At 48.1% G+C, this 21,896-nt stretch carries 18 protein-coding genes; 12 read left to right on the top strand and 6 right to left on the bottom strand.

Translation table 11 applies throughout. The annotated features are described in order from the left end of the window. Nucleotides 1–8: 8 nt before the first annotated feature. The 7 genes from GRF59_RS07375 (at nt 9) to GRF59_RS07345 (ending at nt 10,109) form a co-directional block, all read left to right on the top strand. The gene (locus GRF59_RS07375; protein WP_202128506.1) at nt 9–959 is read left to right on the top strand and encodes a protease complex subunit PrcB family protein; all 951 of its coding nucleotides are present in this window, start codon (nt 9–11) and stop codon (nt 957–959) included. A gap of 151 nt (nt 960–1,110) precedes the next feature. Continuing rightward, nucleotides 1,111–2,067 (top strand): ABC transporter permease, encoded by a 957-nt coding sequence (locus GRF59_RS07370; protein ID WP_160496955.1) that lies wholly within the window; start codon nt 1,111–1,113, stop codon nt 2,065–2,067. Nucleotides 2,068–2,111: 44 nt separating this feature from the next. Next, complete coding sequence (locus GRF59_RS07365) at nt 2,112–3,008, top strand: carbohydrate ABC transporter permease (RefSeq protein ID WP_160496954.1); 897 nt, start codon at nt 2,112–2,114, stop codon at nt 3,006–3,008. A gap of 59 nt (nt 3,009–3,067) precedes the next feature. After that, the gene (locus GRF59_RS07360; protein WP_160496953.1) at nt 3,068–4,747 is read left to right on the top strand and encodes an extracellular solute-binding protein; all 1,680 of its coding nucleotides are present in this window, start codon (nt 3,068–3,070) and stop codon (nt 4,745–4,747) included. Between the two features lie 218 nt (nt 4,748–4,965). Further along, nucleotides 4,966–6,528 carry a response regulator gene (locus GRF59_RS07355; RefSeq protein ID WP_160496952.1) on the top strand — a complete coding sequence of 521 codons (1,563 nt, stop codon included), beginning with the start codon at nt 4,966–4,968 and terminating at the stop codon, nt 6,526–6,528. A gap of 2 nt (nt 6,529–6,530) precedes the next feature. After that, nucleotides 6,531–8,369 carry a sensor histidine kinase gene (locus tag GRF59_RS07350; RefSeq protein WP_160496951.1) on the top strand — a complete coding sequence of 613 codons (1,839 nt, stop codon included), beginning with the start codon at nt 6,531–6,533 and terminating at the stop codon, nt 8,367–8,369. Nucleotides 8,370–8,549: 180 nt separating this feature from the next. Further along, complete coding sequence (locus tag GRF59_RS07345; protein WP_160496950.1) at nt 8,550–10,109, top strand: tetratricopeptide repeat protein; 1,560 nt, start codon at nt 8,550–8,552, stop codon at nt 10,107–10,109. 158 nt (nt 10,110–10,267) lie between these two features. On the opposite strand, the gene GRF59_RS07340 is transcribed toward GRF59_RS07345, so the two are convergent. Both GRF59_RS07340 and GRF59_RS07335 read right to left on the bottom strand, forming a co-directional pair. Then, nucleotides 10,268–12,334: an ABC transporter ATP-binding protein gene (locus tag GRF59_RS07340; RefSeq protein ID WP_160496949.1), complete on the bottom strand. Its 2,067-nt coding sequence runs from the start codon at nt 12,332–12,334 to the stop codon at nt 10,268–10,270. Next, on the bottom strand, nt 12,324–14,093 hold the full coding sequence (locus GRF59_RS07335) for an ABC transporter ATP-binding protein (protein WP_160496948.1): 1,770 nt from the start codon (nt 14,091–14,093) through the stop codon (nt 12,324–12,326). Before GRF59_RS07335 ends, GRF59_RS07340 begins: the two co-directional genes overlap by 11 nt. 462 nt (nt 14,094–14,555) lie before the next feature. Here GRF59_RS07335 and GRF59_RS07330 point away from each other — a divergent pair, with 462 nt between their 5' ends. Both GRF59_RS07330 and GRF59_RS07325 read left to right on the top strand, forming a co-directional pair. Beyond that, nucleotides 14,556–14,876, top strand: coding sequence for a HesB/YadR/YfhF family protein (locus GRF59_RS07330; RefSeq protein WP_160496947.1), 321 nt, complete (start codon nt 14,556–14,558; stop codon nt 14,874–14,876). 34 nt (nt 14,877–14,910) lie between these two features. After that, nucleotides 14,911–15,360, top strand: coding sequence for an NUDIX domain-containing protein (locus GRF59_RS07325; protein WP_160496946.1), 450 nt, complete (start codon nt 14,911–14,913; stop codon nt 15,358–15,360). An 84-nt stretch (nt 15,361–15,444) separates the two neighbouring features. On the opposite strand, the gene GRF59_RS07320 is transcribed toward GRF59_RS07325, so the two are convergent. Beyond that, nucleotides 15,445–15,960 carry an ADP-heptose synthase gene (locus tag GRF59_RS07320; protein WP_160496945.1) on the bottom strand — a complete coding sequence of 172 codons (516 nt, stop codon included), beginning with the start codon at nt 15,958–15,960 and terminating at the stop codon, nt 15,445–15,447. A gap of 200 nt (nt 15,961–16,160) precedes the next feature. Between GRF59_RS07320 and GRF59_RS07315 the strand changes: the two genes are divergently transcribed. Then, the gene (locus tag GRF59_RS07315; RefSeq protein ID WP_160496944.1) at nt 16,161–17,909 is read left to right on the top strand and encodes an ABC transporter ATP-binding protein; all 1,749 of its coding nucleotides are present in this window, start codon (nt 16,161–16,163) and stop codon (nt 17,907–17,909) included. A 92-nt stretch (nt 17,910–18,001) separates the two neighbouring features. On the opposite strand, the gene ytaF is transcribed toward GRF59_RS07315, so the two are convergent. Further along, a complete protein-coding gene (gene ytaF, locus GRF59_RS07310) occupies nt 18,002–18,634 on the bottom strand; it encodes a sporulation membrane protein YtaF (protein ID WP_160496943.1) in 633 nt (210 codons plus the stop codon). A gap of 305 nt (nt 18,635–18,939) precedes the next feature. Between ytaF and GRF59_RS07305 the strand changes: the two genes are divergently transcribed. Then, nucleotides 18,940–19,128 (top strand): hypothetical protein, encoded by a 189-nt coding sequence (locus GRF59_RS07305; RefSeq protein WP_160496942.1) that lies wholly within the window; start codon nt 18,940–18,942, stop codon nt 19,126–19,128. A 126-nt stretch (nt 19,129–19,254) separates the two neighbouring features. Here GRF59_RS07305 and GRF59_RS07300 read toward each other — a convergent pair whose 3' ends face one another. Next, on the bottom strand, nt 19,255–19,698 hold the full coding sequence (locus GRF59_RS07300; RefSeq protein ID WP_160496941.1) for a DUF441 domain-containing protein: 444 nt from the start codon (nt 19,696–19,698) through the stop codon (nt 19,255–19,257). A gap of 145 nt (nt 19,699–19,843) precedes the next feature. After that, the gene (locus GRF59_RS07295; RefSeq protein WP_160496940.1) at nt 19,844–20,824 is read right to left on the bottom strand and encodes a YpdA family putative bacillithiol disulfide reductase; all 981 of its coding nucleotides are present in this window, start codon (nt 20,822–20,824) and stop codon (nt 19,844–19,846) included. Between the two features lie 212 nt (nt 20,825–21,036). Here GRF59_RS07295 and GRF59_RS07290 point away from each other — a divergent pair, with 212 nt between their 5' ends. Beyond that, nucleotides 21,037–21,630: a DUF2087 domain-containing protein gene (locus GRF59_RS07290; protein ID WP_160496939.1), complete on the top strand. Its 594-nt coding sequence runs from the start codon at nt 21,037–21,039 to the stop codon at nt 21,628–21,630. Nucleotides 21,631–21,896: the final 266 nt, after the last annotated feature.

Here is a 21,896-nt window from a genome sequence, read left to right as displayed (position 1 = left end):
GATCGTTGATGCGAATCAAGAACAAAATAGCCACAGCTCTTCTTGCGGTCTGCTGCCTGGCGACTGCGACCTCGGCATATGCTTTTTCGGATATCCAGGATCCCCGGCAGGAAAACATAGCATCATACCTGCAATCACAAGGCATCATTCATGGTGTGGCACCGGATCGTTTCGCGCCATCGGAAAAATTATCGGCTGCCCAGGGTGTCCAGCTTCTGGTTAATGCGATGAACTTAAAGGCTGCGAACGGAGGAACTGCTTCAGGTTCCAAGGTGAATATACCTGAAAATGCTTGGTATGCGCAGGCTGCTGGCATTGCGGCGGATAACGGGATTCCCATTAGCCAAATCCGTGACTGGAGCTCCAAACTGACCAAAGAACAATTTGCCGGCATGTTGCATAAAGCCGTCACAGCAACGGGGGAGTACCCGATTGTCGAAATGTACCTAGCTGTGGCAGACGATGACGAGATACTTTCCGAGAATAAAGGGGCGGTGCAATTTCTGCTTCTTACGCATATCGCTAAGCTTGATGAACAGCAAAATTTCCATCCCAAGCAGTATATCTCCCGTATGGAGGCGGCAGAAATGATCTACAATGCTCGTCAGTTCATCCAAAGCAAAGGCCCGCAGGATCCGGGGGAATCGGAGAATGATGTTTCCGTTCAAGTAAAAAAGATTAATGATGACGTCAATCAAGTCATTCTTTCGAAATCGGATATGCCAAATCCGGGTTATGGAATCGTAGTGGACCGTATTGAGTTTATTTCCGGACAGAAAGCTGTTGCATATTATCATTTCACAACACCGGAGCCGGGAAAGATATATCCGCAAGTCATCTCGACCGCCAAAGCTTCATTTTATGTGGATAGCAAGTACAAAGTAAGTGTAATACAGAGTCCGGGGCAGGTAGAATTGCCGATATCGGCTCCCGGGATCGACAAAAAATCTCTAAAGTAGTCTTATCGATTAGAGCCTTTTCTCCGCTTCCGGGGAAGGGGCTCTTTCATATTTTCTAATAGCATCTGTTAAAAGTATCAGATTTCGTTGACCAGGCAAATAGTATTCCCCACTTGCAAGCGATTACAATGATAGCTAAGGGGGGAAGCTTATGGCGCAGCTCGCAACTATAACAAAAGTAGAGGACGTAAAGAAAAAGCGGGGAGTCGCTTACCGGATGATCAAACAGTGGGATATCCAGCTGATGGTCATACCGGCGCTGATATTAATTTTTATTTTTTCCTACATACCAATGTACGGTGTACTCATGGCTTTTCAGGATTACAGCATTTTTAACGGTTTTTGGGCAAGTCCTTGGGTGGGATTCAAACATTTCAACATGTTTTTTCATTCGCCTGAATTTTGGCCCATTGTCCGCAACACCATCGTTATCAGCCTGCTGAAGTTTTGCATCGGATTCCCGGCACCGATATTCCTGGCGCTGATGCTGAATGAAGTAAGGCATATGGTATTCAAAAGGGTCATCCAGACCGTAAGCTATTTGCCGCATTTTCTATCCTGGGTTATCGTCGCAGGTTTTGCGATGTCAATCCTGTCCACAGATAACGGAAGCCTGAATATTTTGCTGCAAAAGCTGCATTTGATTCGGGAACCGATCGGATTCTTGGGCAAAGCCGAATACTTCTGGGGCATTCTAGTATCCACGAGCGTGTGGAAAGAAATCGGATTCGGTTCTATCGTCTATCTGGCTGCCATCGCGGGTATTAACCCGAGTCTTTATGAAGCGGCGGCGATGGATGGAGCGGGACGCATCAAACAAATGTTTATGATTACGATTCCTTCCATTATTCCTGTTGTGGCCATCTTCATGATTCTGGCTATCGGCAACCTTCTGAGTGCGGGCTTTGAAGACATTCTCCTGCTGGGTTCCAATCCGGTGTTGAGGGATGTGTCTAACGTAATCGATACCTATGTGTATAGGGTGGGGATTACGAATCAGCGCTTCTCTTATGCTACGGCGGTCGGATTATTCAAGGCCGTGATTAGCGTGGGGCTGTTGACTTTCGCCAACATGTTTGCTCGCAGATCCGGAAACAGTCTATGGTAGAATGCATGATTTGACACGGGAGATGACAGGGAGGCTGCAATCGAATGCATAGTAAAAGCTATGGCGATAGGATATTCAGTTTTTTGGTATACGGATTTCTGACATTATTGGGTTTCAGTACCTTCTACCCATTCTGGAACGGGCTGGTCATTTCGCTTAATGACGGAATGGATACAGCTTTGGGCGGCATCACTTTTTGGCCGCGGCAATGGTCGCTCGAAAATTATTACGTCGTCTTTAGAGACACACGAATATTGAACGCTTTCTCCATCAGTGTGATGAGAACCGTGGTTGGCACAATCCTGTCCGTACTATGTACAGCAATTTTTGCTTACGGTATGACGAAAAAAGAACTGATCGGCCGCAAATATTACATGGTGATGTGTATCGTTACGATGTATTTCGGCGGAGGTTTGATCCCTACGTTCCTGGTAGTACGTGGATTGGGTCTGATGAACTCTTTCTGGGTATTCATCATACCGGGTCTGATCAGCGTGTGGAACATGATCATTTTCCGGACTTTCTTCATGGGACTGCCGGATGGGTTGGAAGAATCGGCCAAGATTGACGGTTGTGGTAACTGGTCTACCTTTTTTCGGATTATCATGCCGCTGTCCGGACCGGTCATTGCTACCCTGGGTCTATTCACAGCTGTGGCGCACTGGAACGAATGGTTCCTTCCAAGTATCTACATCACCAACGAGAAACTGCTGCCGATTCAGTCCATGCTGCAGCAGATCCTCAGCACCAATATTATGACTGAGCAGATGTCCAAGCTGGATTCCGCCGCGCAGAGCCGAATGTCGGCGATGAAGAGTGTTACGACAAAGTCTTTGTCCATGGCGACGATGATGGTTGCGACACTGCCGATTATCGCGGTCTATCCTTTCGTGCAAAGATACTTTGTCAAGGGCGTATTAGTAGGATCGCTCAAAGAGTAGAGTTTAGAGCTTAAATGCTTTAAACATAAATTGAATTTTTGGGGAAAAGGGGTTATTAAATGAAAAGTTGGAGAAGATCGCTGATTGTGTCGCTTGTTTTCTTGTGCACAACAGCCACCGCTCTCTCAGGCTGCGGCGGAAGTGATAACAAGTCAGCCGAGGGAACAAACAATAATGCAGCGAAGGTCGAGGACAAGACGGAAAATAAGGAAGGCGCTGGCTCCGAGAAATTCGAGCTTGGCAGCTCACCGCTCGATTTTACCTTCTACGGACATTATGACTGGTATACGATGCCTTCATGGGGGGCTGACGAAGCAAGTAAATGGATTCAAGACAATAAGAAAGTCAATATCACCGCAATCAACTCGGGGGGCAACGCGGCACAAAAATTAAATACCATGATTGCTTCCAAGGAACTTCCGGATGTGATCTGGACAGACCGCGGTACCGATGTTGAGCGCCTGCGCGCAGCAGGAATGCTGGTTTCGTATGACGAATATCTCGATAAATATCCTAACTTGAAAAAATGGGCAGGGGATTCTACTCTGAACATGCTTCGCTCAAGCGATGGCAAGCTGTATCAGTTCCCGAACTGGTATACTTCGCAGCCAGCGGGTAATGCAGGTTATCTGATGAACAGCAAAATGTACAAAGAACTTGGCTCGCCTAAGCTCGAAACAACGGATGATCTGTACAATTACTTGAAAGCAGTTAAAGCCAAGTATCCGAATGTCGTACCTTTTGAACCGGATCTAGCCAAAGATGGTCAAGGCCTGGATATTCTGTACTCCGCGTTCGGCGAAGATCATTCACCGGTGTATTTGAGAGAAAGAGCAATACCTAATGGCGATCAGTTGACTTCCGTCTTCCAGGATCCGGTATACCGTGAATCCATGCAGTTCGCTTCGAAGTTGTTCCGCGAAAAGCTGATGGCACAGGATGCCTTGACGCAAACGAAAGACCAAGTTCTTGAAAAAGCTTATACAGGGCGCTTTGCCATTGCAGCTGGCGCAAGCCCGACGGAATACGGCAGCAAAGGCGACGTTGAACTCAAGAAGAAGGACCCGACTGCCGGTTATGAAATGATTTGGCCGGTTCACAAGGAAGGTCTCGACAAGAACAAGATCTGGACAGGAAGCTACAACCAGCTTGGATGGAACGTGGCTCTGATCACCAAGTCCGCCAAAGATCCAGAGAAAATCTTTGCATTCCTTGATTGGCTGACTGGCGAAGAAGGAAGCCGTGTAATCATGTGGGGACCTGAAGGCATTCTGTGGCAAGGTACCGATGAAGAAGGTTATCCGAAATTTACCGATGCGTACATTAATGACGTTGAAAGACGCAGTAAAATTATGGACGCTACGGTTAACCTGCAGTGGAACGGCAACACCGTGTATATCGACAAATCCAAAATGAAGTTCGAAGCAACGCTTCCGGCTGAAAAACAGAATTGGGAAAGCCGTTACCAATCAAGCATTACTTGGAAAACGCAGTATAATGCAACGGCATTCGTCAATTTGAACCCAATGCCGGACACTGAAGAAGGTATCGTGCAGCAAAGCGTAGATGAAATTTTCTCTGAATCCAGAGCGAAAGCTTTGTATGCAAAAAGCGATGAAGAAGTTCTGTCCATTTTGGATAAAGCCGAGAAGGATGCCATGGCTGTAGGCTATGATAAACTGCTGGCATTCAAAACTCAAAAATGGCAGGAAAACCTGAAAAAGATCAACGGAAATTAATGATAATAAATTGTACTAAAGGATTAGATAACTCTCTCAGGGATTTGAAAATATGAATCGAGTAGGGTGAAGGAAAACTTTGGTTCATTTTAGCCGAAAAATGGTATAGTTAAAGCAAGCTGAGCGCAAGCCGTCCCTAGGGGCGGCTCATGCGTTTATGAGGCGAAATCCATGTACAGGATTGATAGTAGTTAATTATTCGGTCAGGAGATGGTTTCATGTATAAAACCTTAATTGTAGATGATGAAATCCTCGATTTGGAAGGAATGAGGACCTTCATTCCTTGGACCGATCTGGGCCTGGAAGTCGTGGATGCCGTCAATAATGGTTTTGAGGCCATGAGCGTATTAGAAAAAGAAACGATAGATGTCTTAGTAACGGATGTACATATGCCCAGCATGTCGGGGCTCGAGCTCGTCAAGAAGGCCAAAGAGCTGTACGGCCGGATTAAAGTCATTTTTGTAAGCGGTTATCAGGACTTTAATTACGTGAAACAGGCCATCTCGCTGAATGCATACAGCTATGTATTGAAGCCCATGGATGATCAGGAACTAATCGATGCTTTGAAGAAGATCGTAAAAGAGCTGGATGGTGAAAAACAACGGGAGAAGACCGAACAAGCTTATAGGCAGATTGCTAAAAACGAATACTTGCTCCAGCTTCTGGAAGGAGTTATCAACGCTGAGACTTCTGCGATTCTCCTGGAGCATTATGATTTGAAAAATGTGAGCTGGCCAGCCCGGGCCGCTGCAATGGAAATCGATGATATGAGCTGGAAACTCGATCCGCAACCGGAGTCTTTGAAGCAGGAATGGTTTAATCGGTTTTATGAATCTGCTCTGCCGCTGTTTGAAGCGGAGGGGATTCGTCATATATGCCGCACCTCAAAGCAGCGGATTTTTCTGTTAACCGAATGCGGAGACAAAGAGCCGGATCTCGAGTCCGTGGTTCAGCAGCTTCATGAGCAATATCCCTTTTCTGTCACCATTGGGCTCGGTGGCCGGGCGGAGCATTTGATAGCAATACGTGATTCTTACGGTGAAGCATTGGCTGCACTGGATTATAAGCTGATTTTAGGCAAAGGAAAAGTTATAGATCATGATAAGCTTAAGTTTGAAGAGCCTGAGGAAATGCCCAATACGGATATACCGCTTGAACCGCTCCTGAATGCGGTTCTCCATTATGACTTGGTTAAGATCAGTGACGAGGTCGATCGCTTTTTTACTTTAGCATCAGGGATGCGATCAAGGGTTCAGATTCAATTTTACGTCATGAATATTTGGATGAGGCTGGAAGGCCAACTGAAAACCGTCAGCGAGAATATGTTCCAAGCGCTGCAGCATGATGGACTCAGCAAGCCGGATATTATGCTGAAGTATGAAACCATCGATGATATTCGCTCATGGCTAAGATATCGCCTGTTCAGCTCCGCTGAAATCATTCAGAACAAGAGACAGAAGAAAAGTGCCAAGCTTGTAGAGGAAATGATCCGCTATGTGAAGCAGCAGCTGCACGACAATGTAACACTTAAGGAAGTGGCAGATTACTTATCATTTTCCCCTAATTATCTAGGCTCCTTATTCAAAGAGGTTACAGGGACCAACTTTAGCGAATATGTCATTACCTTGCGGATGGAAAAAGCGGGAGAACTGCTCAAGGACCCGCGTATTAAGATTTATGAGGTTGCAGATCGGGTGGGGTATCGATATATGCCATACTTCAGCCGCCAGTTTAAAGAGGTGTTCGGCATGACTCCGGGTGAATTCAGGAGAAAGATGTAGGCATGGACAAATTGAACCGCATAAACTCCGACAAGCGTTTATTCTTGCCTTTTGGCATGAAGCTGTTTATTTCCTATTTAATTTTGATCATTGTTCCCATATTTATTTTTGGTTATATGGCGAATACGATTCTTGTAGACCTGTATGGCAAGCAGATGAACACGAACTTGACCGGCACACTGGCGCAAATACGCGACAATATCAATTATAAGCTGGAAGATACCCAGCGCCTGTCCGACATCCTATATTTTGATGAGAGCATGCCGCTTGAAATTGTGCGATATGAAGAGGGGTGGGTCAGTTATCAAACGACAACCAAACTGCTAATCCCTAAATTCAGGCAAACGGTGGACTCAACAAACCGGAAAATTTGGATGAGCGTGTATCTGAAGAACGAGACTTTGCCGGAAATCTACAATAGCGATGACCCATTTTCGGATGCCTTGGCAAAGGGGAAACACTGGGGACTCTTTCATTTGAAGCGGATCGAGGACAAGCCGTGGTACAAGGATTTTCCGGAAGAGAACTATGGCAAAACGGTTGTGTGGCAGCAGGTGGAGGACGACAGCAGATTCGGAAGAATCTCGCTTCTTCGCAGGCTGGTGGACACGCGCAATCCAACGAAGCTGGAGACGATCGGCTTTGTGCGAATCAGTGTCTATCTCTCCGAAATTTTTCAGAGTGTTGATATCGATAAGATTGGGGACGGCAGCATGCTGCTGATTCTGGATGATAACAATCGGATTTTGTATGGTTCCGGAGATAATGTGCCTGATCTGCAGGCTGATTACAACCTGATGAATGTATCCCGATTCACTGTGCTTGACGAAGCGCTGCCGAAATTGAACTGGAAGCTTACCGCGTTGATTCCCGACACGGTTATCCAGCATGAAACCCGCAAGGTGAATATTCTTACCCTCGTCATATGTATCGCTAGTTTTTTTGTCATTTTGCTGGTGGCTCTAGGCGTCTCCAGGTTTTTTTCCAAGCGGGTATCCAAGGTAGTCTCTGTGCTGAACTTATTTCAGCAGGGGGATTTTCATAAACGGGTGCATTACAGAGGTAATGATGAATTTACCATGATTGCTGCGTCATTAAACAAGCTTGGCGAGCATACCGAACATCTGATTGAAGAGGTATACATGACTAATCTAAAGAAAAAGGAGGCGGAGCTGGAGACACTCCAGGCACAGATCAATCCGCATTTCCTGTACAATACGCTTTCTTCGATCAGTCGGCTTGCCAAGTTTGGTCAGGTGGACAAGCAGCATCAAATGGTCATGAATCTTGCCAAGTTTTATCGGCTCACACTGAATGAGGGGCAGACGATCATTGCCATTCACAAGGAGATTGAGCAGACACAGGCCTATATCGACATTCAAAAGGTGAAATACGGCGATCGCATGGATGTTGAGTTTAATATTGACCCGGGCATCGTCAATTTTGTCACCGTGAAAGTGATCCTTCAGCCGTTCCTCGAAAATGCGATGCAGCATGCATGGTGCGGGGACCGCATCTATATCCGCATCAGCGGATTTTATGAAGAAGAAACGGATTCGATCCGGTTCGAGATCATGGATGACGGCAACGGAATGAGCAAGGAGATGCTGCAGCAGGTGGACACAGCGTTGAATAACCCGGTGACGACTAAGAGCTCCGGCAGAGGACGAGGTTATGGAATTCGTAACGTGAATGAACGCATCAGGCTCTATTTCGGCAAAGAGTATGGTGTCCAGTTGTACAGCAGGCCCGGCATCGGCACGACCGTATTGATTCGGATACCGCTTCAACGTGCAAAGCACCATGCATCCTCACTTACGAATGAGAAATGGACCGGATAAAAGGAGATACCTCTCTTCAGTTCTAATCACTGGGAGAGGTTTATTTCTATGTATAGCCCTTAATAAGGGGATTTCACTTGGAAAAGTGTTTAGCTTAGAATGAATGTAAAAAGTTTTAGTAGAGGCAGCTTCTATGGTACGATTAATGCTAACGAACGATGGAGAGCAGGTTTGAATGGAATGACAGAACATAGACAACAACGTTTTCGTTTCAGTGAGGCCCCGATTTGGGAACTGCAGCGGAAGTATTTTGAAGAACAGGGACTTCGTGCATGGAACAATGATCAGGTTCCTCAGTATATTACCAGCAATCCGATGATTGCGGAGGCTTATGCCGAAATGATCTTCGGTTTTCTGCAGGACCGCGCAAGGAAGGGGGAATCGGTGGAACCGGTGACGATCCTGGAGCTGGGAGCGGGTGCGGGACGGCTTGCTTTTCACGTGCTGCAAAAGTTATGCGAGCTGCGTGATTTCGCAGGCATTCCGCTGCCTCCTTTCCGGTATGTCATGACCGATTTGCCGATGAAAAACGTGAAAAGCTGGGAACGACATCCCGCTCTTCAGAAATATGTTTCCGAAGGAATTCTCGATTTTGCGAGATTCGATGCCGCTGCGGACCATGAATTGAACCTGACTGTATCCGGAACGACGATCCGGCCGGGGGATCTGGCACAGCCGCTGCTCATTGTCGCCAATTATTTCTTTGACAGCATTCCGCAAGAGCTGATTTATGTGGGGGATGGGCATATTTTCGAATGCGACGTCGTTATCGATTTTCCCGAGAATCCAAAACGTCTTTCGCCGGCTCAGACGCTGGAAAGCATGAATCTAGACTACTCGCATCGGCGAGCCCCTGCCTATGAAGAGGAAAGTTTCGCTTATCACGATGTGATCGCCCTGTACCAACAGGAGCTGGAGGACTCCCATATTTTATTTCCGGCTGTCGGACTCGAATGCCTTGAAAGGCTGAACCGGCTGTCGCGGGCCGGATTTTTGCTTCTCACAGCCGATAAAGGCGACCATCGCCTGGAGAATTGGAAATTCGCAGAACCCCCTGAATTAATCCTGCACGGAAGCTTTTCGTTGACAGCGAATTACCATGCTATTGCGCATGTCATGGAGCAGCGGGGAGCGCATGCTCTTTTCACTTCCCATTATTATAAAAACTTGAACGTGGGCTGCATTCTCATGTTGGAGGAGCCGCTTAGTTATGCAGGCACCCGATTGGCTTACCGACGTTCGATCGAACGCTTCGGACCGGATGAGTTTTTTTCGCTGAAGGAGTGGGTGGATCGTCATCTGGACACGATGGGCCTGCAGCAGCTTTTGGCTTTTTGGCGGCTCGGCGGGTATGACGCGGAATTTTTCATCCAAGGCGCGAAGCGGTTCTCAAGTCTGCTGCCGGAGGCTGGCGACGAGGAAATGGCGGATATACGGCGTGGCATTCACCGCATGTGGTCTTCGTATTATGTGATGGAGCAGCGGTATGATTTGGCGCTAGATGCAGGGCTGCTGCTGTTCGAGATGGAGATGTATGAGGATGCAAACTATTATCTGGAAGCATCCCTGGAGGCGGATGAAGATGAGCCGGTTCCAACGGTGCTGTATTGCCTGGCCATTTGCAGCTATGAACTGGAGATGCTTGATTTGGCACTTGACTACACCCGCAAGGCATTAGTACTAGAACCGGAACATGAGGAAGCACTCGACTTGCTGCATGCCTTGAGCGGTGAAGAGTAGATGGTGGTATGGGTTGGATCGTATAAATAACAGGCTATAATGAAAATAAAAGACCCGTAAGAGGCCGCTTATTACATAAGTGCTTCTCTTGCGGGTCTTATTATTTTGATGAAAAAAATCATAACTCGCGTTAACGCCGTATGTGTTCTGTTTCCCGATTAAGCTAACGAAGGCGCCGAAGTCTGTGCAATTACGTTGTCGGTCGTTGATGAAGTGCCCTGCTGCAGTTGATACATTTGATAGTACCGGCCGCCTTGCTGCATAAGCTGATCATGGGTACCGCGCTCAACGATTTCACCGCGATGCAGAACGAGAATCTGATCGGCGCTGCGAATCGTCGAGAGCCGATGGGCGATAATGAATGTCGTACGGCCTTTTTTCAATACTTCGAGGGCGCTTTGGATCAAGCTTTCCGTTTCGGTATCGATGTTCGCCGTTGCTTCGTCCAGGATCAAGATCGCCGGGTCATAGGCAAGCGCGCGAGCAAAGGAGATCAGCTGACGTTGTCCTGCGGACAAGGTGCTTCCTTTCTCGACTACCGGTTCGTCAAACCCTTTTGGCAAGTGGGCAAGAATCCGTTCAGCACCCACGTCCCGTAGGGCTTTTTCGATTTGGTCGCGCGATATTTTCTCGTCGCCGAGGCTTACGTTCGAAGCGATGGTACCTGTAAATAAGTAGGGGTCCTGCAGCACAATGCCCATGTGATGGCGAATCCATTGCTTCGGCAGTTCCTTGACCTCTTTGCCGTCGATCGTGATGCTTCCCTTTTGCGGATCATAGAACCGGAACAACAGATTGATGATCGAGCTTTTGCCTGATCCCGTATGGCCGACTAGCGCGACGGTCTGTCCCTGCTGAGCTTCAAAATTGATGTTTTTCAGCACGTAATTTTCTTTTTTATAAGCAAACGATACGTTTTTGAACTCGACATTTCCTTTGTAGCGCGGCATCGTGCCATCCGTCACGTCTTCGCCCGGCTCATCCATCAGCGTGAAGACCCGGCCGGCTGACACCATCGAGGAATCGAGCGCCGCCAGTTGATTCACCATCCCGGTGATGGGCTGGAACAAACGGCTGAGAACGTCTACGAATGCGTACAACACGCCGAGAGAAACGGCCGTTCCTCCGGATAGCGAACCGAAGCCGAAATAGGCAAGGATCACTGCGAACGAAAAGCTGCGGAGCACATTGACCAGGTTGTGGGTCGTAAAAGCGTTCAGATTCAGCATTTTATTCTGATGCTTCATATAGTCATCGTTCAAGGCTTCGAATTCTTCCCGGGTCTGCTTCTGGCGGCGGAACACGCGGATGATGGACATACCTTGAATGGACTCGTTGATAATGGCGTTGATTTCGCTAAGGCGTGAGCGGATGATCGTATTGTATTTGGTCGCGAATTTCCGGTAAAGAAAAATCCAGACGATCAGCAGCGGCACGATAAACAGGCAAACCATGCCCAGGCGGACATCCAGCAGGAACAGGGCGATATAGACGCCAGTAATGTAGATGACACCAGAGCTGAAGTTAGCGAGCACGGCCACGAACAGGTCCTTGACCGCTTCCGTGTCATTCGTAATCCGCGAAACGACTTTGCCGGCAGGCAGCGAGTCGAAGAAATACACCGGCAATCGCTGCATATGCGCATAAACGTCGTTTCTAAGCTTTTGAATCACCTTATTCGCGGAAGATTGAAGCCAGTAAGTTTTGCCGAACTCCGTGAAGATACTGATAAGCAGGAAGATGCAGTATAATCCGACCAGCTTCAGAATTCCCGGAACTTCCGGCTTGTAAAAGGAATAAAGTTCGGCGGCGGACAGCTTCTCAGCTGGATATTGCGATACCTTGTCGCCGTATTTGATCGTGATTTGACCATCCGCGTAGGTACGCTCCCCTTGAGGAGCTTCCACAGGCTGGTTGATGAAGTAAAAGCTGCGTCCCGATTGCAGCAGTTGAATCTGGGAGCCTTTGCTCTCGCCTGCATCAAAGCGGTCGCCTCGTTTGTAGTAATGTCCCTGATATTCGGCGGCTTGTTCAGCCGATGTCGTCTCAAAATATGGCCGTTCGATGCCTAGCATGTGATCGTCGATCATGCTTTTGGCGATGAAGGGTCCGGCCAGCTCTGCTCCTACGCCGATGGCGAGGGCGATGAAGGCGGCAATGAATATGCCTTTGGCGGTCAGGGCGTATTGGAATAAACGTTTTCCCGTCCTGGGTTTAGGAGTCATAGGATGATTCCTCCTCGCTGCTCAAATTGTTTTCGACCTGTTGTCGTTCGAATTGTTCCCGGTACCAGCCGCCCCGTTCCAGGAGTTCTGCGTGGGTACCTTCCTCGACGATACTTCCTTCGTCCAGCACCACGATCCAGTCCGCATGTTCGATCGCGGAGAGGCGGTGGGTCGAGATTAGTGTTGTTTTACCGGAACGGTGCTCGCGAATGTTATCGACAATGCGTGCCTCCGTACGGGCATCGACAGCGGACAGGGCGTCATCCAGGATAAGAATCTCCGGATCGGAAATGAATGCCCGTGCAAGCGACACACGCTGTTTTTGACCACCTGAGAGGGATACGCCTTTCTCGCCGACGAGAGTTTCCAGTCCGTCGGAGAGGGTGTGCAAATCCTTGTCGAATGCTGCGGTTGCAATGGCTTGCATAATAATATCGTCATCAGCTTTATGCTTGCCGAACTGGATGTTTTCGCGAACCGACTTGGAGAAGAGAATCTGCTCTTGCGGTACGTATCCGATCCAACCGTGAAGCTGATCCTTCGCGATCAGCTCGATCGGGGTATCCGAAATGAGAATATCGCCGTTACCCGTCGGGTATTCATGCAGAAGCTGCTTGAGCAGCGTGGATTTGCCGCTTCCCGTTCTGCCGACGATGCCGAGCGTTTGCCCGCGGCGGAGGGTCAGGTTCACATGCTTCAGGTTATCTACCGTGGAGGTTGGATAACGGAAGGTGACGTCTTTTAAAGTAATCGTATCCGGTGCATTCACTTGGGTAGGGTGCGGAACATCCTGCACATCCGGTACGACGGATAATGTTTCATCGACGCGGTCGAGGGAAGCACTGCCGCGCTGCATGACGTTGATCAGCTCACCGATGGCAAACATCGGCCAAATCATCATCCCAAGGTACATATTGAAGGATACGAGGTCTCCAAGGGTAATTTGGTTTTTGAACACGAGATAGACGCCAAAGGCAAGACCAATCACGTAGCTGAGTCCCACGCATAAGCGGATCGTCGGCTCGAACAGCGCATCCATTTTGGCAACGCGCATGTTTTTGCGGTATACATCATCGGCGATCTCCTGAAATCTGCGCTCATCGGATCTTTCCTGAACGTAAGCGCGGATGACGCGCACGCCGGCAACGGACTCCAGTACCTGATCATTCATGTCGCCGAATGCATCCTGTGCTTCCGTATAGCGTTCATGAACTTTTTTGCCGTAGATTTTCATCGCCAGAGCAATGAACGGGAGCGGCAGGATGGCTGCAAGCGTCAGTTTCCAGCTGATGAGAAAGCCCATGGCGAACAGGATCACTGTCAGGTAAGCCGTCGAATCGGTCATGACCAGCATACCGAAACCGGCTGTATTGGCAACGGCGCGCAGGTCATTGGTCGCGCGCGCCATGAGATCACCGGTGCGGTTTCGCTCAAAGAACGGCGGAGTCATTCGCAGCAGCTGATTCATATATCGCGAACGCAGGATGCGTTCTACCAGATTCGCACCGCCAAACAGTTTATGCATCCATATGTACGTGAAAATATAAATCAGGATCAGTGTCACGAGAATAAGGACAATGTATTTCGTGAGTGAAGCCCATGAAATAGAACCGCGGACGATTTCGTCAATTGCGTTTCCAAGCAGCCGAGGTGGAAACAGCTCACCAATGCCGCAGATAATCAGCATGAACAGGCCGATTAGATAACGTTTCTTTTCCTGGCGGAAGAACCAACCCAGGTTTTTAAGTACGGAAAACAAAACTTTCACTTCCTCTCTTGTTGGGCCAAAGCCGGTAAATGCCTGGATAAGAACCAAGAAATTAAAAAAGGCATACCGCCCGTATCCGGACGATATGCCTTGCAATCCTAACATATATCATGCGCACGGTTGATGCGAAGGGCAACCGTGACCGAAGGAATGGTTAATGTTCAATGGCTCCTTGAAACCCGTTTCCAGATTTCAAAAGTCAGTTCCACCAGCAGGGTTGCACCCATATTCAATTGTCGTTTGGTTAAAATGATCATGATTGAAATTGAACACGTTGCTCACCCTTTCTTTGGTAATAATTTGAATTCAGACCTCGTATGCTGAGAATTTTATCACCCTCCTCCGGGCTCTGTCAATTTATATTTTTAGGAGTTAGGGCATTAATGTTATGATATATTGTATATAGGCTATTGTATGATCTAGTACAAAATTCATGGAAGGGACTGAAGCCTGATGAAACTTCGGATCAGTAACGACGCGGCAAAATGGTACATCAAGGAACTGGAGCTGCAACAAGGCAATGCGCTGCGCTTCTTTCCCCGGTACAGCTCCGGCGGAGGACTCCATCCCGGATTTTCGCTCGGAATATCCGTTGAAGAACCGGATCGTCCGCTGCTGAAAGAGGAACTGGAGGGCATTATCTTTTTTGTGGAGGAGCAGGACGGCTGGTATTTGAGCGGCTATGACCTGGTTGTTCGTTATCTGGAATCCCAGGACGACATTGAATATATTTATGAAGAGGATCAGAAAAATACGACTTCGAACGCCGGGTAGATATAAAATCAGAGTGATGGAAGGGGGGAGAAGCTTGTCTCATTTGGACCGTGATTTCCGTCAATATATTAAAAAAACATCCAAAATTACCGTACAGGTAGCCATCCTCGTGAAGAATAAGGACGGGGAAGTACTTTTGCAGCAGAGGGCGGGGGCTGAGGAATGGGGGCTTCCCCTCGGTTCGATGACCCCGGGAGAATCGCTGGAAGATGCTGCCCGCAGGGAGTTGTGGGAGGAAACAACCCTTACCGCACAAGACATGACCTTGATCAGCATGTTTTCAGGCCCTGAATTTAAGAAGGTGAGCAAGGGCGGCGATGAAGAATTCTTGGTCATTGCGCTATACGAAGCCAAAGGGCTTCAAAGTGAGCTGGACTTTAAGGCAGAGGTGAACAAAGCACTGCGTTTTTTCGGCGAACCCTGGTCTTCGGTGGATCTGCTATCTATGGCACTCTTGGGGCAGTTTCGCTCACTGAAGGATTAGATTCCAAATCTGTGAAATAACGCAAAAACTCCTTTCCGTAAGGGAAAGGAGTTTTTGACTGCTTATAGGCCCGAAAGGACAGGCTTAAATAGGATGGGTAAAATGGTCACCCTCCACAGCGAACTGAAAGTCGTCAATGTCGAATACCTGTACGGGTACCGAAGCATCGATAATGCGGTGAATCAGCTCAGGCTGATCCGTAAGCAAAGGTGTCTGTTCACGCTGGGAAACGAGGAGCAGCTCGGTTTCGACCGGATCGAAAAATTCGCCGTATGGTGCGGTATCCATTGCATTTACCACCGTAACTCGGGTGGTCTCGCCGATGAGTATGTAAGGACTTTTAGCCCAGGGCATATTCAGCGCTTTCTGGATTTTCTTCTTATTCAGCGGCTCATCGAGATAATCCAAGAGTTCCCTGACCTTTTCTTTGACATGCTTGTCATCTTCATCATTGCTCATCAATGGTTCATCGCTTGAAAGAAATTCATAAAGCTCAAGCAGGCTGGTATACGGTACCATATATTCAACCGGCACGGGTGTCAGCAGCAGTTCTCCGTATATTGCCAGCATGACCGCTTCCGTAACGAATTGTCTTGACATTTAGGGCCTCCTGAGTTCCCTGCTTGGTTGCAGGGTCTTTGGTTACAGTGCTTCTGGTCCCACAGAACGAGTGTGGCAGCTTAGAAATATATAATCACTGTAAGGAGGAAATGTCAACCGGGTGAACCATCCTGTATAGACGGGTAATATAAAAAAAGCCGAAAGATTGCGTTCAATATTGAAAGGGGAGTTGCAAGTCATTGAGTCACTGGAAAGCTTATTTTCAATTTGTTAAACCCTATACGAAATGGATTATTGTGACGCTGCTCATCGGGATCGTGAAATTTGGTATACCGCTGACCTTGCCGATGATTCTGAAATACGTCGTCGATGATCTGCTCATGAATCCCAAAATGACCGTTCAGGAACAAGCGAATCAGCTGTTTCTCATTCTGGGAGGAGCTTTAATTCTATTCGTCATCATTCGTGGCCCGGTCGAATATTTAAGACAGTATTTTGCCCAGCTCATTACAAGCCGCATACTGTTTGATATGCGCAACAAGCTGTATGCTCACCTTCAGCGTCTATCGATGCGTTATTATCAGAATACGAAGGTCGGGGAAGCCATTTCGCGTTTTATCAACGACGTCGAACAGACGAAAAACATCGTGGAAGTCGGCATGATGAATATCTGGCTGGATATGTTTACGCTGCTGATCGTCCTGGGGGTTATGCTCTATCTTAATCCGGTGCTGACACTGGTCTCCATCGCGATTCTCCCTTTTTACGGCATTGCGGTCAACATGCTGTACAAAAGGCTCAAGAAGCTGACCAAGGACCGCTCCCAGGCACTGGCGGGCATTCAAGCTTATCTGCATGAGCGTATACAGGGTATCTCCGTCATTCGGAGCTTTACACTCGAGCGCCATGATCACGAGCAGTTTAAAAATATTAACCAGAACTTTCTGAACAAGGCACTAGCCCAGACCCGATGGAACGCGCTGACGTTCTCGATCATTAATACATTGACCGATATAGCGCCGCTGCTTGTGATCGGTTACGGCGGCTACCGCGTTATTCATCACAGTCTTACATTGGGGACATTTGTTGCCTTCTTCGGCTACTTGGACAGGCTGTACGCTCCGCTCAAGCGGCTGATCAACTCTTCCACTGTGCTTACCCAAGCATCCGCGTCTTTGGAACGGGTAATGGAACTGATGAACGAGCCATACGATATCGTGGATGCGCCGGAAGCCCAAAAGCTGAATGCGCCGGCACGCAATATTACCTTCGATGGGGTATGGTTCAAATATAATGACGAGGCAGACTGGGTTCTCAAAGACGTCAATCTCGAAATCAAACATGGTCAGACAGTGGCTTTCGTGGGGATGAGCGGCGGAGGCAAATCGAGCCTGATCTCGCTCATTCCGCGCTTTTACGATATTCAGCAGGGAAGCGTGCGAATTAACGGCGAGGATGTACGGAAGTTAACGATGGAAAGCGTCCGGGGCTCCATCGGCATGGTTCTGCAGGACAACTTTCTCTTTAGCGGCTCCGTCAAGGATAACATCCTAGTGGGAAATCCGGATGCGGATCCCGCGAAGGTTGAGGCGGCTGCAATGGCGGCCAATGCCCATGAGTTCATCATGAATCTGCCTCAGGGATACGATACGGAAGTCGGGGAGAGAGGCGTGAAACTTTCCGGAGGACAAAAGCAGCGAATTGCGATTGCGCGCGTATTTTTGAAAGACCCGGATATTCTCGTCCTTGATGAAGCGACATCCGCGCTTGACCTGGAATCCGAGCATTTGATCCAACAGGCCCTGCAGTCGCTGTCTGTGAACCGTACGACATTGATCGTTGCCCACCGGCTGTCGACGATTACCCATGCTGATCAGATTGTGGTGATGGAGCATGGCACTATTACGGAGCAGGGAACCCATGCCGAGTTGATGGAGATTGAAGGGAGCTATGCACGATTGTTTAATGTGCAGCATCTTGAAGTATAAGACGGATTATTTTGTCAAAAAAGAGGTTAGCGAAGAGAACGGCGTTTTGTTCTCTGCTAGCCTCTTTTTTTGATGATTTAAAATTAAAAAGGTTAGAAAAAGGAGTTGGCAGCGATGACGAGAAGCAAAATTCCACTAATCAGTGTTCCGAACTGCCCAACCGAAAACGAACCAATTCGAATATGAGCAACCTTGCTCCCAAGCAGGACGCCTAACCATACAGTAATAAAACTAGCGATGGCGGCCGTGATGGCGATGAGGAGGGGAGGTAATCCGAGCAGTCCCGCACCTAATCCGCTGGTCAGAGCATTCGCCGAGAGAGCAATCCCGAGAACGATCGTCTCAGCCCAGCCGATATCACCCGATTGATCCCAATCTACCTTCTCCGGGTTTTTGAGTATTCCGCTTAATCCTTTCGCTGTTTCTCCCTTCTTCTCAGTCGGTGTGACGTTCTTCGGACGCCGAGGCATCGCGAGCAAAATGATGCGGATCCCGATGATGGTTAACAGGAAAGCCCCGACCAATATCGGAAATATCCCCGGCAAAACCTTGGAGACCCATTGTCCGAAATAGATTCCGGCTGCGCTGAATAGAAAACAGATCACGGATATCAGTACGTTGGACAATATACGTATCCGAATCCCCCGAATCCCATAAGTAATTCCCACGCCTAAATTGTCGATGCTGGATGAAATCGCCAAGCCCAGGATCATAAGCCAAACCATGTTCAAAATCCCCTCTCGAGTAGCAAATTCAGTTTACATGACAGTATATAGGGGCGTTGAGAAAAAGTGCTTATCCCAATGACATCTGTTGATAAAAATGCAACATGAACCTAAGCGCCGGCGCTGGGCAGTTGACGCTCTTAACTTCAGGCCAGAAAGGGATGTAATACAGATGGGCGGTTGCATACGGCCACTTTTCATTCAGATATGCTGTTGAGATTTCCTCAACACATTGCCGTGCTCGCATCACCAATTTCAAAATGCCGAATACAGTGTAGGAAAAGCTCATTGTGGGAGGTATGGAAATGAAGAATATAAAAGCTTTTTTAATAGGACTGGGATTTGGGATCATTGCTGTCGGAATGCTTCCGTTTTTATTTGCTGCAAGCTTGAATGAAAGTACCGAGGCGTACCATCAAGCAGAGAATGCGGGGAAAGGGGAAATCATAGCGGCGGAAATAACCCGGACCGGCTATGAGCGTAAAGAACAGTAGCCCGTAAAAAAGGAAGCGGAAACGAAAAAGCTGACGCCGATTGGATCATCGACGCCAGCTTGTTGGTGGATGCAACATATGAATTCGGTTGTTCTTTGAAGCTGATAACCGGGACAAGCTGTTTTTTCAGCTTCTGCCGATGATTAAGGAGAGAAGTCCTGCCGCGATAAGCGGTCCAACCGGTACGCCTTTGAAAAAAGCTACTCCCAAAACAGTTCCGACCAGCAACCCGGCGACAATAGTCGGGTTGGCAGCCATCAGTGAGGCTCCCCGTCCTCCCAGATAAGCAACCAGCATTCCAATGGCGATCGCGAGCAGCGACTTCCAGTTCAAGAACGATTCACCGATGGTCTGAAGGCTCATTTTTCCGCTTGCCACCGGCGTCATCACGCCAATGGTCAAGATGACGATCCCGATTGTTAATCCGTACTTTTCAAGCCATGGAAAGAACTGCTGGAGATGAAGTACCCGCAGTAGAAGCAGCACGATCATGGCAACGGTAATCGGTGCGTTGCTGCTTATAATGCCCAGAGCCGCCAGAAGCAGCAAAATCAGTGACGTCATATCCATTGGTAATCGCCTCCCGCTGAATTGGATCTTGACTGACAATAAATACCCTCTATACAGCAGTATTCTAAAACCAGTAAGAAAATATCCCTAAGCGGAAGGCTGATGCGTCAAGAATCATCTGATGCATGACCAGCTATTGAGACGGTTAGGAATTGGATGCGTTAATATGCTCCGCAATCAGCGTACCGTGATTGCGCCCAGTTTCGATAAATACCTCGTTCGCGTTGCGTCCGGAGGCAATGACGCCGGCAACATATAATCCGGGTACATTGCTTTCCATCGTTTCCGGATTGTATAGCGGTTTCTCCATGTCGCCATCGAGCTCGACACCACAAGAGGAGAGCAGCTTGCGGTCGGGACGGAAGCCGGTCAGAGCCAGAACAAAATCATTTTCAATGCTGCTGATTTCGCCGTCTTTGCTCTCGATTTTCACGGAAGATTCGGTGATTTCTGTTACGTGAGACTGGACATGCACGGTGATTTTCCCCTTCTGTACCATCGCTTCGAAGACGGGACGTACCCATGGTTTGATATTCTCAGACACCGTTTCACCGCGATAGATCATATCGATCCGGGCACCGACGCGGATCAGCTCCATGGCCGCGTCAACGGCCGAATTGCTTCCTCCGATAATGGCAACCTTCATGCCGCTGTAGGGATGAGCTTCACGGAAGTAGTGCGTGACTTTTTCCAGATCCTCCCCGGGAATGCCGATATAGTTCGGATGATCGAAATAACCCGTTGAAATGACAACGTTGCGGGCTTCATATTGATGGCGTGTGCCCGAACGGTCTACGGTTTGGACGAGAAAAGTCTGATCTTCTTTCCGTTCAAGAGTTAGGGCCTCCTCATACTGCGAAATGGCCAATCCGTAATGTTCCGCCACCTTCCGATAGTAGGCCAGAGCCTCATAGCGGAAGGGCTTATCATTGGACGTCGTAAACGGGATATCACCAATTTCCAGCATCTCGGCCGTACTGAAAAATTGCATATGGGTCGGATATAAAAATATGGAATGCACAAGGCAGTGCTTTTCGATAATTCGAGTAGACAAACCTCTGCGCTGGCATTCAATGGCGGCCGATAGTCCGCAAGGGCCTGCTCCGATAATAATGACGTCTTGCATGGTTTCGTTCCTCCTCTGACTATAAACAATTCACTTACCATCGTATCGTAATTTACTGACAAAAACCAGCAGCATACCCGGGATTCGAGGTTGACAAAATTGTGAATTGACATTTTTTGATTTGATAAACATATAATTAGATAAATATAAAATTAGATTATTATCTAAATGAATTACGATGCAATTCTATTCAAGTTTAGAGGGGTGAAGAAATGCAGCTCGAGAAAATCGTGAACTATCACAAAGCACTCGCCGATCCCACCCGGCTTCGCATTCTGCTGTTGCTGTCCGAAGGGGAGATGAATGGCCAGGCATTGGCGGAGAAGCTGAATATATCCCAGCCAACGGTCACCCACCATGCTGCGAAGCTGAGAGAAGCGGCGCTGATTACGGAACGCCGGGAAAAGAACACGGTTTATTTTGCCCAAAACCGCTATTTTATCCAGCAGCATGCACAAGCTTCGCTCCAATTCATTATCAAGGAAGGAGGGAAACAGATGTCTGAACCTGCGAATGAAAATGTCAAAGCTGCGGTGCTCCGCAACTTCTTCGCGAAGGACGGCCGGCTGCGCCAAATTCCTGCCCAATACAAGAAAAAGCTGATTGCGCTTGAGCACATGGTCGAGCAGCTGGAACCGGGACGAAAGTATACGGAAAAAGAAATGAATGAGTTCATCAAGCACTACCATGAAGATTTTGCGACGATACGAAGAGAATTCATTATGCATCAGTTTATGTACAGGGAAGATGGCATTTATGAGCTTAATCCGCGCGAGTTGTGGACCCGTTGGGAGAATGTGAAGTGAAAAAGGGCTTGACATTGATTTGATAAACTGGTTATGATGTCAGCATATGACAGGAAAGGAGACGATAAATCATGAAAAACAAAACATTAATTGGATCTGTTGTTGTTCGTGCTCATGCTCATGATATATCGGTCTCCTTTTATCGGCCTAAGAGGGTTCCCATGTTCTAATCCAACATGATGGATCTCTTGTTTACACGTGCCGCGGAGACTTTGAGTCTCCGTGGCTTTTTTATTGCTGCTTTTTGGGCGCAGTAACCCCGGAGC

The sequence above is a fragment of the Paenibacillus dendrobii genome, assembly GCF_009807035.1.
Taxonomy (GTDB): Bacteria; Bacillota; Bacilli; order Paenibacillales; family Paenibacillaceae; genus Paenibacillus_AQ; species Paenibacillus_AQ dendrobii.
Note: the sequence above shows the minus strand (reverse complement) of the source record. Positions and strands in the feature narration are given on the sequence as shown.